Consider the following 15,249-nt stretch of genomic DNA (forward strand, 5'->3'; position numbering starts at 1 on the left):
ACGGCGGGCAGTCCGCCCTCGTGCCGGACGTGTTCGGGCGACTCGGCACCACGGCGAGGTGCCGCAGCCGTCGCCGCACGCCCGCCGGGGAGTGCGGGAGAGGCCTTAGGGTCGACGGGTGTCAGCGACTCCGCCGGAGCCCTCCCCGCCCGCCTTCCCGCCGCCCCCGGCCGTGCCCCCGTACGCGCCGGACGGGGCACCGCCCGTCCCCGGAGCATGGGCGCACCGGTCGGCCCGCCTGCGCGCCGCGCTGCTGTGGCGCAGCCGGGCCGTGCGGATGGCGGCCGTGTTCACCCTGCTCGCGCTCTGCGGGCTGGTCATCCTGGTCCTGGTGCGCGAGCAGACCGGCTCCACGGGCTTCCTGGTGGGCCTGGGGCTGGCCACGCTCCCCGTGCCGCTGCTGCTCGCCGCGTTCCGCTGGCTCGACCGGGTCGACCCGCTGCCCTGGCGGAACCTGGTCTTCGCGTTCGGCTGGGGGGCCTGCGCGGCGGCGCTGATATCCCTGCTCGCCAACACCCTGGCCACCCGCTGGATAGCGACCGCCACGGCCGACCCCGCCTCGGCGGACACCCTGGGCGCCACGGTCGTCGCGCCGGTCGTCGAGGAGAGCGCCAAGGGGGTCGCACTGCTGCTGCTCTTCCTGCTGCGCGGAAGGGAGTTCTCCGGTGTGGTGGACGGGATCGTGCTCGCCGGGTTCACCGCGACGGGCTTCGCGTTCACGGAGAACATCCTCTACCTCGGGAACGCCTTCGACGAGGACATGGCCTTCGGCTTCGCGGGCCTGGGGTCGGTCACGGCGGCGACCTTCTTCGTCCGCATCGTGATGTCGCCGTTCGCGCACCCGCTGTTCACGGTGCTCTGCGGCCTCGGCTTCGGCCTGGCCGCCGCGGCGCCCCGCGGACGGCGGGTACGGCGGGTGCTGCTGCCGCTGCTCGGGCTGGTGGCCGCCATGGGCATGCACGCCCTGTGGAACGGCTCGGCCTCCCTGCTCGGCCCCTGGGGATTCTTCGGGGTGTACGGGGCGTTCATGGTGCCCGCGTTCGCGCTGCTCACCTGGCTGACCGTATGGAGCAGGCAGCGCGAGCTGCGCACCATAGCCGCCCGGTTGCCCTCGTACGCGGCGGCCGGCTGGCTCACGGCCACCGAGCCGTCCGCGCTGTCGTCGATGCGGGCGCGGGCCGTGGCGAGGGACTTCGCGCGCCGTACCTACGGCCCGGCGGCCGGACGGGCCGTGGCGGAGTACGAGGCGTTCGCCACCTCGCTGGCGTTCCTGCGCAACAGGGCCCACCGGGGCGCGGCGGGCCCGGACTTCGCGGAACGGGAGCGGGAGCTGCTGCACCACCTGTGGTTGCGCCGGGAGGTCGCGGCGCCGTCCCTGGCCTACGCGGCGCGCGCCACGGGCCGGGCCCCCCAGGTGCTGCCGCACCGGGACTACGACGGGTTCAACCCCTACCGCACCTGAGGCGGCTCCGGGCGGGGCCCCGGGTGGTCCGTGCCGGTGGGAACGCGGGCGGAGGCCGCGGGGCGCGCGGTGGCGCGGACGCCGAAGCGCCCCGGGGCTCCCGGGGCGCTGCGGACGCGGGTGCGGGATCGCCGCGTCAGACGGTGAGGCCCTTGCCCCGCAGCCAGGCGAGCGGGTCGAGGCCGGAGCCACCGGGGGAGTGCACCTCGAGGTGGAGGTGGGGACCGGTGACGTTGCCGGTCGCGCCGACCCGTCCGATGGTCTCGCCGGTGGCGACCTTCTGACCGGCCGAGGCCGTCATGGAGGACAGGTGCGCGTACCAGACCTCGGTGCCGTCCTCCAGCTCCAGCACGATGCGGTAGCCGTACGAGCCGGACCAGCCGGCCGAGGTGACGGTGCCGCCGTGGACGGCCTTGACCGGGGTGCCGGTGGGAGCGGCGAAGTCCAGGCCGGTGTGGTAGCCGGAGGACCACATGGCGCCGGCCTGGCCGTAGGTCGAGGTGAGGGTGTAGGAGGAGGTGGGGAGGGCGTAGCTGGCCGCGAGCCTGGCGAGGCGCTCGGCCTCGGCCTTGGCCCGTGCCGCCTCCTCGGCCTTGCGCTTCTCCTCGGCGGCCTTGGCCTCCGCCTCGCTCTGCTGCTTGGCGGCCTCGGCCGCCGCCGCCTCCGCGGCGGCCTTCTCGGCCGCGGCCTTGGCCTCCGCGTCCGCCTCGGCGCGCTGCTGCTCGGCCTGCTGGAGGATCCGGGCCCGCAGGGCCTCGCCCGCTCCTGCGGAGCGGTCCTCGGCGCCGCTCGGGGCGGTCTCGGCCACGGGCACCATGGCGGTGAGGGGGGCGGTGTCGGCGGTCGTCCCGGAGCCGGAGTCCGCGTCGGAGTCCGCGATCAGGGAGCCGACCCCGGGGAGGGAGGCGGCCTCGGGGAGGCTGTCGGTGAGGGCGTCGGGAAGGGATATGGAGACCGCGGGCTTGTCCTGCGCGGTGGCGATGCCACCCGCGCCCACGGCCGCGATGACGCCCACGCCGAGGACGGTGGAGCTGCGGGCCAGGCCGCCGCGCTGCTTGACCACGCGGTGCCGGCCCCGCACGGGGCGGACCGTCTCCTCGGTCGGGTTCCACTCCCCGAAGGAGGCTTCCGGGGTGTCGCCGCTGAACCGGGACGACGCGGTCGGGGCCTCGGGAGCAGGCATGTTGGACGCCACGAAGGCGTACTCCTTTCCTTCCTTCTCGCCTACCGGGTTAGCTGACGGGTTCGGAGCAGGAAGGTCTCCTACGGCCGCCCTCTGCCGCCGATGTGCGTGCGGCCGAAGTTGGCTGATTCACCCCAAGTGGTGGTTCCCCGGTTCCCTTGCGGGATTCGGCGCGTGAGCACGGTGCCGCCTCTTGCGACGGCTGGGACGACCGTGCTGCGTTATCGAACGTTAATAGAAGCCGCGGCAGGTTTCCAAGCCGTTCCCGCGGATAGTTGAGGATCTTGACGGGGACCAAACGGGACAGAAGCGTGTGGATTCGGGCGACTTGAGCGCACCTCAGGAGGAGAAGCTTTTCTGACAGTTCGTCACTTGTTATGCGGAGGGGCATCCTCCGACTACGCACGGTGCTCTCGGTCGGCGCGTCTCCCGGCCCCCCTGACCGACTCCTTCCGGTCACCGCGGACGACCGGAACCGTACGCCTGCGCTCCGGCTGCCCGGCCGCCGGCCGCTGGACGGCCAGCAGGGCCATGTCGTCGCTCGACCCCCCGCCCGTGTAGCGCCGGACGTCCGCCACGAGCGCGTCCAGCAGGTCGTCCGGCTCCGCGAAGATCCGCCCGCTCAGCCGCTCCACCGGGTCGTAGAACACCCCGCGGCCGTCGCGCGCCTCCGACAGCCCGTCCGTGTAGAGCAGCAGCGTGGACCCGGCGGGCAGCGGGAACGACTCCGGGCGGTCCGGCCAGCCGCCGAGATCCCCCATCCCCAGCGGCAGCGCGGCCTGCGCGGGCGGCAGCACGTCCAGCCGGCCGTCCGCATGGAGCAGCAGCGGGTCCGGATGCCCGCGGTTGAGCAGCCGGACGGTGCCGGGCACGCCGCCCCCCGCCCCCTGCCGCGCCGGCGGGCCGTGCGCGCCGCCCCCGCCGTCCGGGTGCGGGATCTCGCCCAGCACGGCGGTGGTGAAGCCCTCCACCGCGTCGAGCCCGGCCCGGCGCACCCCCTCCCGCCGCAGCGCCCGCTCCAGGCGCTCGGCCACCTGCTCCAGTGTGCGCTCCTGCTCGGCCGCCTCCCGGAACGTGCCGATGAGCACGGCGACCGACTCCACCGCGCCCATGCCCTTGCCCCGCACGTCCCCCACGATCAGCCGGATCCCGTGCGGGGTGTCCTGGACGGCGAAGAGGTCGCCCCCGATGAACGCCTCCGCCTGCGCCGCCTCGTAGCGGGCGGCGATGTGGAGCCCGGCTATCCGGTCCTGGGGCGTGGGCAGCACGGCGCGCTGCGCGGCCTCGGCGACCACCCGGGCGGAGGCCAGCCGCTCACCGCTGCGCCGCACCACCCTGTTGATCACCAGGGCCACGGCGGAGACCGTGACCACGGTGCTCGTCTCGGTGAAGGCGGTCGCCTCGGTGATGTTGTCGTCGTAGTAGTGCAGCGCCCCGGTGGCCAGGATCGCGCCGATCCCCGTGAGGAGGGTCACCACCCAGGAGGCGATGGCGGCGGCGATCAGCGGGGCGGCGGCGTAGAACGAGACGGCCGTGAACCGCGGCGGGGTGAGCGCGTCCAGTGCGACGCCCGCGAGCAGCGTGGCGGCAGGCAGCAGGCGCAGGAACCACGGAGGCCGGTAGCCGGCGCCCTGCTCTCGCCCCACAGCTGATCTCCTGCCGCTTGGTCCACGGCCGCGGACCGGTGCCGCGCTCTTCCCATGCTGCGTGCGGATCGGCGCGGCGGCGACTTGCCGCCGACCTGCCGGGCGAACCACCGGCCCGGAGGGGCACACGACGAAGGCCCGGTGATCGTGATGATCACCGGGCCTCGGCCTTCAGTAGCGGGGACAGGATTTGAACCTGCGACCTCTGGGTTATGAGCCCAGCGAGCTACCGAGCTGCTCCACCCCGCGTCGGTGAACACAACCATACGCCATCCGCGGGGCGGTTCCGACCACGTTTCCCGGGCGGGGGCTCCGAGAGCCCCCGCCCGGCCCGGTCCGCCGGGCGGAAGGGGCCGGGTGCGCCGCCGTGCGGAGGCGCCGGTGCCGGGCGGGCCGGCGCCCCGGCCGGGGGCTCCGCGTCAGCCGCCGGAGCGCACCGGGCGGAGCCGGACGGGGCTCACTCCAGGCCCAGCCACAGGTCCGGACCGAAGACCTCGTACTGGATCCGCTCGGCCGGGACGCCCCGGCGCAGCAGGTCCCCGCGGACCGCGCGCATGAAGGGCAGCGGGCCGCAGAGCAGCACGGTGACCCCCTTGGGCAGCTCCAGAGCCCCGGCGTCCAACGGTCCGGACGCGACCGCCACCGGGCCGCCGCCGTTCCCCTGGTCCCCGGTCTCCTGCTCCCCCGGCTCCTCGTACCAGAGGCGGACGGCGGCGCGGGGGTGCGCCGCCGCCAGCCGCAGGAGCTCCGCGCGGTGGGCGTGGCCGGACGGGCTCCGGTCGGCGTGGGCGACGAGGACCTTGCGGTCGCGTCCCGTCTCCGCCAGGTGGCCGAGCACCGAGAGCATCGGCGTGCCGCCGATTCCGGCCGAGACCAGCGCCACGGGGCCGTCCCCGGGGGGCAGCACCAGGTCGCCGAAGGGCAGCGAGACGGTCAGCTCGCCGCCGGGCCGCAGGTGCTCGTGCAGCCACGCCGACACCTCGCCCTCGGGCGCTGCGCCGCCGCGCACCCGCTTGACGCTGATCCGCCAGGTGGATCCGCCGGGGGCCGCCGAGAGGCTGTACTGGCGAATCTGCCGCGCACCGTCGGGCAGCGGGACCTGCACGCTGACGTACTGCCCGGGCCGGAAGGCCCCGGCCGGGCGGCCGTCGGCGTGGCGCAGGGTGAACGAGACCACGTCGGGCGTCTCCTGGTGGCGCTCCTCGACCACCATGCGCTGCCACACCTCGCCCTCGGGCACCCCCGCCTCCTGGTAGAGGCGGGCCTCCCGGGCGATCAGGGCGCCGGCCATCAGCCAGTACACCTCGTCCCAGGCGTCGGCCACCTCGGGGGTCACCGCGTCCCCCAGCACCTCGGCGATGGCCCCGAAGAGGTGCCGCTGGACGAGCTTGTACTGGTCGGAGGTGACCCCGAGGGAGGCGTGCTTGCCGGCGATCCGGGCGAGCAGGGCGTCCGGCCGCTCGTCGGGCCGCTGCACCAGCATCGTGGCGAAGGCGGCGATGGACCCGGCGAGGGCGCGGCGCTGCTCGCCGTTGGCCTGGTTGCCGCGGTTGAACAGGTCGCGCAGCAGCTCGGGCCGGTCGGCGAAGAGCCGCTCGTAGAAGCGGTCGGCGATCTCGCCGATCGCGGCACCGACGGCCGGGAGCGTGGCGCGGACGACGGGCGCGGACTGGTCGGACAGCACAGGGACTCCTAATTGGTTAAAGATCTTCGCATTTTTGCTGACGCTTGCGGGCGGAGATCGAGCGCACCCCCACCGCGCACCGGCCGGTCATCCGGGCCGGGGGGTTCCGGCCTCCCCTCCCCGCACCCCGGTCAGGCCGACCAGGACCGGACCCGTGGGCGAGGCGACGACGTCCTCGACGGTCAACGGGTCGAGCGTGGCGTAGAACGCCTCCTGCGCCTCCCGCAGCGCCCGCCGCAGCCGGCACGCGCCCCGCAGCGGACACGGGGCGTCACCCTCGCAGGTGACGACCTCCCCCTCACCCTCCAGCTCTCTGACCAGCCACCCGACCGAGGCCCTCCGCCCGAGGGCGCTGAGCGCCAGACCGCCGCCCCGCCCGCGCCGGGCCTCCACCACGCCGAGGTGCTGGAGCCGGGCGACCGCCTTCGCCATGTGCGCGTACGGCACGTTCATCGCCTCGGCCACCTCGCGGGTGGTCGAGACGGGCGAGCCGTCGCGCACGACGGCGAGCCGCATCACGGCACGGAGGGCGAGATCGGTGAACTTGGTCAGCCGCATACGAGGACGCTAGCAAACATGCATCCAAGACTCCTATTCAGGGTCCCGCTGGACGAGGCACGCCCCCGCGGCCCGAACCCTCGGCACCCTCCGCCGCACGGCGACCCCCGCCCGGCCGCCTCGGCCCCCCGGGGGCGCCCGTCCCGCGGCCGGACCGCCCGGCAGGTCTCACCCGGCGCCGTCGGGAACCGGCGTGCCCTGGTGGTACAGCAGCCGCAGGGGGCCGGTACCGCCCTCGGCCCGCCACAGCGAGCTCCGCCGCACCCGGCGTCCGCCCGCCTCCGTCTCGTAGGTGAGGTGCACCAGCCCCGGCGCCAGCAGCACCCCGGCCATCGTGGACGGCCGGTAGCGCGGCCCCTCCCCGTCGGCGCCCGCCATCCGGGGCAGCGCGTCGAGCATCCCGGCGTACGTCCACCGCCGGCCCGAGGCCCCCACCTCGACGAACTCCGGATCCAGCAGCTCCGCCGCGGCGGTGCGCGAGGCGCGCACCGCGGGCTCCATCAGCCGCAGCTCCCCCGCGACGGCCCGCGCCACGGCCTCGTCCCCGGGGCCGGCCCCTGTCGTCTCCCCTGTCGTCTCCTCCATCGCGCCATTGTCCCGGGCGGTGCGCCCGGGCCGCCGTTCAGGTGCGGGCGAAGACCGCGCTCTGCTCCGCGAACTCCGCCACCATGTCCCGGCTCACCGTGGGATGGGTCTCGCGGATGGCGGCCAGGTAGTCCTCGGTGGTCGGCCGGGAGCGGGCCCCGGTGTCGTAGGTCCGCTCGAACTGGGCCTGGGAGACCATCCGCGCCACATGGGCGATGTCGGCGGGGGTGAAGCCCTCGCTGGCGGCGGCGAGCGCGGAGACGTCCGCCTCGGTCCCGGCGCGCGCCAGGTAGCTCCCCCACAGGGCCGACCGGGCGCTCTCGTCGGGCGGACCGATGGGCAGGACGTAGTCGAAGCGGCCGTGGCGCAGGAAGGCCGGATCCAGTGCGGTGACGCTGTTGGTGGCGCAGACCAGCAGCCGCCCGTCCTGGCTGCGGAACCGCACGATGGCCTTCAGCAGCTCGTTGACGACGCCGACCCCCGTCGCGTCCGCACCGCTGCGCGCGGCGGCGACCTCCTCCACCTCGTCGATGAAGACCAGGACGTGGTCGAGCTGCGCGATCTCGTCGAAGCGCCGGCTCAGCCCGGCGGCCAGTCCGTACTCGGCTGCCAGCCGCGCCGGGAACAGCTCCAGGAACGGCCAGCCGAGGCGGCTCGCGATGGCGTGGGCGAAGGTGCTCTTGCCCGTCCCGGGCGGCCCGAAGAGCATCACCGCGCGCGGCGGCTCGACGCCGTGCTGGGACGCCATCTCCGGGTGCGCGAGCGGCAGCACCAGCCGCCGCTCGATCAGCCGCTTCTCCCGCTGCATCCCGGCGACCTTCCCCCACAGCCCCCCGGGAGGCAGCTCCGCGCCGAGCGCCGAGAGCATGCTGATCGCCCGCGGGGTCACCGGCCCCCGCTTCTCGAAGACGACCAGCCCGGACCGCGCCTCGAAGCCGCAGTTGCGCAGGGCGGCCGCGCCCGTCTCCTCCTCCGGCAGCGCGACGTGCACCGAGCGCACCCCGCCCGCGAAGAACCGGTGCTCCAGGGCCGTGACCAGCGCACTGCCCATGCCCATGTGGCGCCAGCTGGGCAGCATGCCGATCCGCAGGATCCACGCCCGGTCGTGCTCCACCCGGCCCACGGCCGCCCCCACGACCACGTCGTCCGCCACGGCCACCACCGCGGGGTGCCCGCCCTGGAGGGCGGCCACCGCGTCGGACAGCGGGAAGAGCGGCGGCTCCCCGGTCGTCCCGCTCTCGGCGTCGACCCGGATCAGCCCCTCCAGGTCGTCCTGGGCGTAGTCCCTGATGAGCCAGCCGGTCATGATCGCCTCCCTGTCGACGGGCGTACTCCCATCGTCGGCCGCGGCCGGCTCCCCGACGACCGGACGCGGGCGACGCCCCGCCGCGCCGGATGGCCGCGGGCAGGGAGGGCGCCGAGCGGTGAGGTGCCGTCAGGGCCTCCGGCGGCCGGGGGATGCGCGCACGGACGGGCGGACGCCGCCGGGCACGAGCCGGGGATGCCGGCCAGGGCGGCGAAGGGGCGGCGGAGGGCCGGGAACGGCAGAGGGCGTGGAACGGCGGAGGGCGTGGAACAGCGGAGCGCCCCGCGCGGTGGGAACCGCGCGGGGCGCTCTGCCGCAGGTGCGGGGGTTTCCCCTCGCCTGCTGCCGGTAGGCCGTGTGGGACTCGAACCCACAACCAACGGATTAAAAGTCCGCTGCTCTGCCAATTGAGCTAACGGCCCTCGACACGACACCCCTGAGCATAGCCAAAGAGCTGCCCGGAACCGATCGGGTATCCCGACACGTCCGGGCGTCCCGCCGCGACCGGCCCCGGGGAGGGAGTCCCGGAAACGGCCCGGGCCCGCGAACCGCTCCTCGGGAGCGGCCCGCGGGCCCGGGGTGTCAGGTCACACGACGTCAGCCGTTGCGCTTCCAGCGCGGCTTGTCGTCACGGCGGCCGCCGCCGAAGGAGCCGGCGCCGCGGTGGTCGTCACGACGGCCGTAGGGGCGGTCGTGGCGGTCGCCGCCCGAACGGAAGCCGCCCGAGGGGCGCTCGTCGCGACGGTCGCGGTTGTAGGGACGGTCGCTGCCGCGGTGGCCCGAGGGACGGTCGTCGCGGCGCTCGAAGGAGCGGCCGCCGCGGTCGTCCCGGCGGAACCCGCCCCGGTCGCGACGCTCGAAGCCACCGCGGTCGTCCCGGCGGAACCCGCCCGAGGGGCGGTCGTCGCGACGGTCGAACGAGCGCTCGCGGTCGAAGGAGCGGCCACCGCGGTCGCCGCCGCGGTCGTCACGGCGCTCGAAGGACCGGTCACGGTCGAAGGAGCGGCCGCCGCGGTCACCGCGGTCGTCACGGCGCTCGAAGGAGCGGCCACCGCGGTCGCCACCGCGGTCGTCACGGCGCTCGAAGGACCGGCCGCCGCGGTCGCCACCGCGGTCGTCCCGGCGGAACCCGCCCCGGTCGCGACGCTCGAAGTTGCCCCGCTCGTCGCGCCGGTCGTAGGAGGCGCGCTCCTCGCGCACGGGCTCGGCGGCCGGCTCCGGCACGGACGCCGCCACCTCGGCCTCGGCGGCCTCGGTCACCTCGGCGATCGCGGCCTCCGGGTCGTCACCGCGCTCGCGGGCGGCGCGCGCGACCAGGCGGTCGGCCTCCTCGCGGAGTTCGGCGGCCCGGCGCTGGACCTGCTCCAGACGCCGGGTCAGCTCGGCGACCTCGCGCTCGGCCTGCTTGGCGGCGTTGTTGGCGGAGTCGGCCTGCACCTCGGTGAGCGACCGGGCGCCGGTGATCTCCGCGACCTCCGGGTCGAAGGCGCCCGCGCCGCCCACGATGTGGCGCGAGGCGTCGACGCCCGCGTCCTCCATCAGGCGGAAGATCTGGCGCCGCTGGTGCGGAAGCGAGAGCGAGACCACGGTGCCCGACCTGCCGGCGCGCGCGGTGCGGCCGGAGCGGTGCAGGTAGTCCTTGTGGTCGCCGGCGGGGTCCACGTTCAGCACCAGGTCGATGCCGTCGACGTGGATGCCGCGCGCGGCGACGTCGGTCGCGACCAGCGCGTTGACGTAGCCGTCCTTGAAGTCGGCGAGGGTGCGGGTGCGCGCGCCCTGGGTCATGCCGCCGTGCAGGGCGTCGGCCTTCACCCCGGCGTCGCGGAGCTGCTCGGCGATGCGGTCGGCGCCCAGCTGGGTGCGGACGAAGATGATGGTGCGGCCCTCGCGCGCGGCGATCGCCGCCGTGACGGGCGCCTTGTCCTTCGGCTTCACCACGAGGACGTGGTGGGTCATGGTCGTGACGTTGCCCTGGGCGCTGTCGACCTCGTGGCTGACCGGGTCGGTGAGGTAGCGCTTCACCAGGGTGGAGATCTCGTTCTCCATGGTCGCGGAGAACAGCATGCGCTGGCCGCCGGACGGGACCTGGTCGAGCAGCTCGGTGACCTCGGGGAGGAAGCCCAGGTCGGACATCTGGTCCGCCTCGTCGAGGACGGCGACCCGCACGTCCTCCAGGGAGCAGGCGCCGCGGTTGATGACGTCGCGCAGGCGGCCCGGGGTGGCGACCAGCAGGTCGACGCCGCGCTCCAGGGCGTAGATCTGGTTGCCCATGGAGGTGCCGCCGCAGACGACCTTCATCTTCAGGCCGAGAACGTCGCCGTAGGGCTGGAGCGCGTCCGCCACCTGCATGGCGAGCTCGCGGGTGGGGGTGAGGATCACCGCGCGGGGGCGCTTCTTCTCGGTGCGGCCGCCGGCCAGGGCCGCCAGCGTCGGCAGGCCGAAGGAGAGGGTCTTGCCGGAGCCGGTGCGGCCGCGGCCGAGGATGTCCTTGCCGGACAGGGCGTCCGGGATGGTGGCCGCCTGGATCGGGAACGGGACGGTCACGCCGTTCTGGGCGAGCTTGCGCACCACGCCCTCGGGGAGGCCGAGGTCCGCGAAGGTGACCTGCGGCTCCGCGGACGGCTGCTCGGCGGCGGGCGCCTCGGCGTCAGCGGGCATGACGGCGTGATCGGTCGAGAATTCGGACATGCGAAATGCGAACCTTCCGGAGTTACGGCACGCGCCCAAACTCCGTGAATTCGCAATTCGACCGCCTCGATGCGGTCAGCCACGGTCAGGGAGAGTACGCGCCACACGGCGCGCTTCTTTTTCGGCGCCGGGCAATGGGATCAAACGATCTACTACCATACGCACCCTCCCCCCGCCGAGGCAAACCGCCTCGGCGTGAGCCCGGTTACACCGGCCTCAGGAGCGGGTGAGCGGCACGGCGGTCACACGGGACCTGCCTGGGGCGAGGCCGCGGGCTCCGGGCCGAAGCGGGCCTCCGGTTCCCCGTCCGCGACGGTGCGCAGCGCGTTCCCGTGGACCTCGGGGGCCGAGGAGGCGGACGGCTGCCCGGTGGGTTCCGCGGGCTCGGAGGGCTCGGGTTCGGGCTCCTGCGGGGGCTCGGACGGCGGCTCGGGCGTCGGCGTGCCCGGCTCGGCACTGGGGCCGGGCGGCGTCGTGGAGGGGTGGGTGTCCGGCTTGCCCTGCCCCCCGCCGGGGCGCGGCGAGGCGCCCCGCGTCGGCGAGCCGCTCGGCCCGGGAGGCGCCCCCGCCTCCGCGGGTGCGGCGTCCTCGCCCTCGTCCGCCCCGTCCTCGCCGCCCTTGCCGTCCCCGTCCTCGGCGGGGTCGTCCCCGTCGCCGACCGCGGGCCGGCCCCCGCCGTGCCCGGCCGGGAACTGCCCGCCCGGGGCCCCGCGGTCCGCGCCGGCCTCCTGCACCTCGTCGGGCCCCTCGCTGGTGGAGGTGCTCGGCGCGGGTGGCGCGCCCTCGTCCTGCCCCACGCTCATGCAGCCCGCGGAGGCCAGGACCGCGAAGACGGCGGCGAGCAGGGCGGTGGACCGGCCGGGAGCGGGCGCATGGCGCACGGGGGCACCTCCGGGGTGCGGGGAAGACGGACGCGGGTCCCCCTGCCCAACTACCGGCACCCCGCCGGGGACACGGCCGCCGCGCCCACCGCGGCGCCCCGTGCGTGTCGAGCCCCCGCCCCCGGCGCGCCCCGCCCGGCCCGCGACCGCCTCAGGGCCCGTACGGCACGCTCAGCCCGCGAGGAGGCGTGCGGTCTCCATGCCCGCGTACACCGCCGCCACCGCCACCGCCACCGAGGCCGCCACATTGGCGGCCGCCGTCAGGTGCCGCCCCTGCTCGGCCAGCCGCAGGGTCTCGTAGGAGAACGTCGAGTACGTGGTGAGCGCCCCGCACAGCCCCGTGCCGAGCAGCGCGTACGCTCCCGAGGAGACCGACGCCCCGGCCAGCAGCCCGAGCAGCAGGCTGCCGAGCGCGTTGGCGGTGAACGTGCCCCAGGGGAAGGCGGACGTGTGCCGCGACTGCACCGCACGGTCCGTCAGATACCGCAGCGGCGCGCCCGCGGCCGCCCCCGCGGCCACCAGCAGCCAGGTCATGCCGTCCCCTCCCGGTCCGCGTCCCTCGTCCTGCTCCCGGGGCGTGCCGCGGCGGACCCGCCCGGCCCCGGGCGCCCGGCGCGCGCGCGGCGCCCCGGCCCGCTCACGAGCGCTCCCCCGCCAGGCAGGCCCGGGTGGCGGACGCACCGGCCCACACCCCGCCGAGCGCCGCCGCCGCGGTGCCCGCCGCGTATCCGGCGGCGGGCAGCGCCCTGCCGTGCTCCAGCAGGTCCACCACCCCCGCGGCATAGGTGGAGAAGGTGGTGAAGCCACCGAGGACGCCGACGCCGAGGAAGGGCCGGACCAGGGGGCGGGACGCCCTGCCCCCGGCGCCCACCAGCACCATCAGCACGCCGATCAGGGCGCAGCCGGCGGCGTTGACCACGAGGAGGGCCCAGGGGAAGCCCCCGCCGGAGGCCGGCCAGAGCACCGAGGCCGCATGGCGGGCCGTCGCGCCGACCGCCCCGCCGAGCGAGATCGCGGAGAGCACCGTCCACCGGTGACGTCCCGCCAGCTCGGCCCGCTGGGCGGGAACCCGCAGGTCGACGTCCGGGTCGACCGCCGAGGCCGGGCAGACGCCGCCTTCCGGGGGGACGGTCGCGTCCGGCGGCGCCTTGCGTCCGCCCCTCATCCGTAGCCCAGTTCATGGAGCCGGGCGTCGTCGATCCCGAAGTGGTGGGCGATCTCGTGCACCACGGTGATCTCGGTCTCGGCGACCACGTCCTCCCGGCTCTCGCACATGCGCAGCGTCGGACCGCGGTAGATCGTGATCCGGTCCGGCAGGACCCCTGCGTACCACTCGCCGCGGTCGGTGAGCGGAGTCCCCTCGTAGAGACCGAGCAGGTCGGGGTCGTCGGGGGCCGGCTCGTCCTCCACGAACACGGCGACGTTGTCCATCAGCCGCGTCAGCTCCGGAGGGATCCGGTCCAGGGCCTCGGCGACCAGTTCCTCGAACTCCTCGCGCGTCATCTCCAGCACCCGGCCATTGTCCCGTACCGCCGGCGCGGCGCACCGGGCCGGAATGCCCCGGCGGCCCGGAGGGCATACGCAGGCAATGGCCCGCCGAACCCCGGAACCGCACCGTGCACCGGACCCGGACCCGGACCGCGCACCGGAACCGCACCGCGCCGGCCGCCGGCCCGGGCCGCTCCGGGCGCCGTGGCGCCGCACCCGGCCGGCCGGGACGTCCGGCGGAGGGCTCGGCCGCACGCCGCACCCGTGGGCGCGCGCCCTGGCCCTGGCGGCGGTGGTGCTGGCCGGCGCCTGGCTCGGACTGCTGGTCGTGGGCGAGGTCCGCATACCGGTGGGACCGGTGGACACCACCATGACCCTGCGTCCCTCCCTCACCGGCGGCACCAGGATCAACGTCGCTCCGCTCGGCGACCTGCGGCTGGACTCGCACCACGCCCCGGTCCGGCTCGACGTGGACGTCGACCGCCTGGACCCGGCGCGGGCGGGGGCCCTGGTGGAGGACCCGGGGCTCTTCTCCGAACTCGGCGACGCGGTCTCGGCGGACATCCGCGACGGCACCCGCGAACTGGCCTTCCGCTCCTGTGCCGCGGTGGTGACCGGTGCGACGGCGCTGGGGCTCGTGGTCTTCCGCCGCCCTCGGCGGGCCCTGGCCGCGGGCGGCCTGGCACTCGCCCTGCTGGCCTCCTCCGCGGCGTCGGCGGCGGCGACCTGGAACCCCGACTCCGTGCTGGAGCCCCGGTACTCCGGCCTGCTGACGTCCGCCCCCTCGCTGGTCGGCGACGCCCGCTCGATCGTCACCGACTTCGACGTGTACCAGAAGGAGCTGGCGCGGCTGGTCACGAACGTGACCCGGCTCTACGACGCCACCTCCACCCTGCCCGCGTACCGGCCGGACCCCGACACCCTGCGGGTGCTCCACGTCTCCGACATCCACCTCAACCCGGCCGCCTGGCACATCGTCCGGTCGCTGGTGCGGCAGTACCGCATCGACGTGATCGTCGACTCGGGCGACACCATGGACCACGGCTCGGCGGCGGAGAACGGCTTCCTCGACCCCGTGTCCGGCCTCGGTGCGCCCTACGTCTGGGTGCGGGGCAACCACGACTCGCGCACGACCCAGGCGTACCTGTCCCGGATGAGGAACGTGCACGTCCTGGACGAGGGCCGGGCGGTGACGGTGGCGGGGCTGCGCCTCGCGGGCACGGGCGATCCGCAGTTCACCCCGGACCGGTCGGTCGCGGCGGCGGGCGACCCGGCCGAGCGGATGGCGGGCATCCGGCTGGCCTCGGCCCTGCGCGACCAGGAGCGGGCGGGCACGCCCGTGGACATCGCCGTCGCCCACAACCCGGTCGCCGCGGCGGAGGTCGACGGCACCGTGCCCCTGGTGCTGGCGGGCCATGTGCACCACCGCCGCACCGAGGTGCTGGAGCACGGCACCCGGCTGAGGATCGAGGGGTCCACCGGCGGCGGCGGTCTGCGCGCCGTGCAGAACGAGCATCCCGAGGAGGTGCGGGCCTCGGTGCTCTACCTGGACCGCTCCGAGCGTCGGCTGCAGGCGTGGGACGAGATCACCCTGGGCGGACTGGGACTGACGAAGGCCGAGGTCAGCCGGCATCTGGTGGAAGCGGAGGAGCCGCTGCCGCCGGCCCCGCCCGCCTCCGCCCCGGCCGCTCCGTAAACCGTTTTGGCGATACCTCCCCGCATCCCATATGCTTCTCACGTCCCCGACGCGCTGCGAAGCGCCCAGGCG

Annotated in this window: 13 protein-coding genes, 2 tRNA genes and 1 riboswitch; of the genes, 2 read left to right on the forward strand and 13 right to left on the reverse strand. The window is 75.5% G+C overall.

Features of this window, described 5'->3' with window-relative positions; genetic code table 11:
- The first annotated feature begins 172 nt into the window (after positions 1-172).
- Positions 173-1,462 carry a PrsW family intramembrane metalloprotease gene (locus ACGF15_RS12320; RefSeq protein WP_392798824.1) on the forward strand — a complete coding sequence of 430 codons (1,290 nt, stop codon included), beginning with the start codon at positions 173-175 and terminating at the stop codon, positions 1,460-1,462.
- 136 nt (positions 1,463-1,598) lie between these two features.
- Here the strand turns inward: ACGF15_RS12320 and ACGF15_RS12325 are convergent, their stop codons facing one another.
- From ACGF15_RS12325 to ACGF15_RS12385, 13 genes are all read right to left on the reverse strand, one after another.
- The gene (locus tag ACGF15_RS12325) at positions 1,599-2,657 is read right to left on the reverse strand and encodes a M23 family metallopeptidase (protein ID WP_392798333.1); all 1,059 of its coding nucleotides are present in this window, start codon (positions 2,655-2,657) and stop codon (positions 1,599-1,601) included.
- Between the two features lie 11 nt (positions 2,658-2,668).
- Positions 2,669-2,828, reverse strand: a riboswitch (cyclic di-AMP (ydaO/yuaA leader).
- Positions 2,829-3,043: 215 nt separating this feature from the next.
- A complete protein-coding gene (locus ACGF15_RS12330) occupies positions 3,044-4,291 on the reverse strand; it encodes a PP2C family protein-serine/threonine phosphatase (protein ID WP_345616313.1) in 1,248 nt (415 codons plus the stop codon).
- A 175-nt stretch (positions 4,292-4,466) separates the two neighbouring features.
- Positions 4,467-4,540: transfer RNA gene (locus tag ACGF15_RS12335), tRNA-Met, on the reverse strand.
- A gap of 208 nt (positions 4,541-4,748) precedes the next feature.
- Complete coding sequence (locus ACGF15_RS12340) at positions 4,749-5,975, reverse strand: globin domain-containing protein (protein ID WP_392798336.1); 1,227 nt, start codon at positions 5,973-5,975, stop codon at positions 4,749-4,751.
- An 87-nt stretch (positions 5,976-6,062) separates the two neighbouring features.
- A complete protein-coding gene (gene nsrR / locus ACGF15_RS12345; RefSeq protein WP_392798339.1) occupies positions 6,063-6,533 on the reverse strand; it encodes a nitric oxide-sensing transcriptional repressor NsrR in 471 nt (156 codons plus the stop codon).
- Between the two features lie 168 nt (positions 6,534-6,701).
- A complete protein-coding gene (locus ACGF15_RS12350) occupies positions 6,702-7,118 on the reverse strand; it encodes a nuclear transport factor 2 family protein (protein ID WP_362610009.1) in 417 nt (138 codons plus the stop codon).
- Positions 7,119-7,155: 37 nt separating this feature from the next.
- Positions 7,156-8,424, reverse strand: a complete 1,269-nt coding sequence (locus ACGF15_RS12355) for a bifunctional GNAT family N-acetyltransferase/ATP-binding protein (RefSeq protein ID WP_345616309.1) — start codon at positions 8,422-8,424, stop codon at positions 7,156-7,158.
- Between the two features lie 349 nt (positions 8,425-8,773).
- Positions 8,774-8,846, reverse strand: a tRNA-Lys gene (locus ACGF15_RS12360).
- A gap of 175 nt (positions 8,847-9,021) precedes the next feature.
- Complete coding sequence (locus ACGF15_RS12365) at positions 9,022-11,112, reverse strand: DEAD/DEAH box helicase (RefSeq protein ID WP_392798343.1); 2,091 nt, start codon at positions 11,110-11,112, stop codon at positions 9,022-9,024.
- 242 nt (positions 11,113-11,354) lie between these two features.
- Positions 11,355-11,993 (reverse strand): hypothetical protein, encoded by a 639-nt coding sequence (locus tag ACGF15_RS12370; RefSeq protein ID WP_345616307.1) that lies wholly within the window; start codon positions 11,991-11,993, stop codon positions 11,355-11,357.
- A 171-nt stretch (positions 11,994-12,164) separates the two neighbouring features.
- On the reverse strand, positions 12,165-12,527 hold the full coding sequence (locus tag ACGF15_RS12375) for a CrcB family protein (protein WP_345616306.1): 363 nt from the start codon (positions 12,525-12,527) through the stop codon (positions 12,165-12,167).
- A gap of 103 nt (positions 12,528-12,630) precedes the next feature.
- Positions 12,631-13,158 (reverse strand): fluoride efflux transporter FluC, encoded by a 528-nt coding sequence (locus ACGF15_RS12380; RefSeq protein ID WP_392798348.1) that lies wholly within the window; start codon positions 13,156-13,158, stop codon positions 12,631-12,633.
- Positions 13,155-13,505, reverse strand: coding sequence for a metallopeptidase family protein (locus tag ACGF15_RS12385; protein WP_345616304.1), 351 nt, complete (start codon positions 13,503-13,505; stop codon positions 13,155-13,157). The genes ACGF15_RS12380 and ACGF15_RS12385 overlap by 4 nt, the downstream gene beginning before the upstream one ends.
- 76 nt (positions 13,506-13,581) lie before the next feature.
- Between ACGF15_RS12385 and ACGF15_RS12390 the strand changes: the two genes are divergently transcribed.
- Positions 13,582-15,177, forward strand: a complete 1,596-nt coding sequence (locus tag ACGF15_RS12390; RefSeq protein ID WP_392798351.1) for a metallophosphoesterase — start codon at positions 13,582-13,584, stop codon at positions 15,175-15,177.
- Positions 15,178-15,249 lie beyond the last annotated feature (72 nt).

The organism is Streptomyces sp. NPDC048001 (genome assembly GCF_043203115.1).
Classification (GTDB): domain Bacteria; phylum Actinomycetota; class Actinomycetes; order Streptomycetales; family Streptomycetaceae; genus Streptomyces; species Streptomyces sanyensis.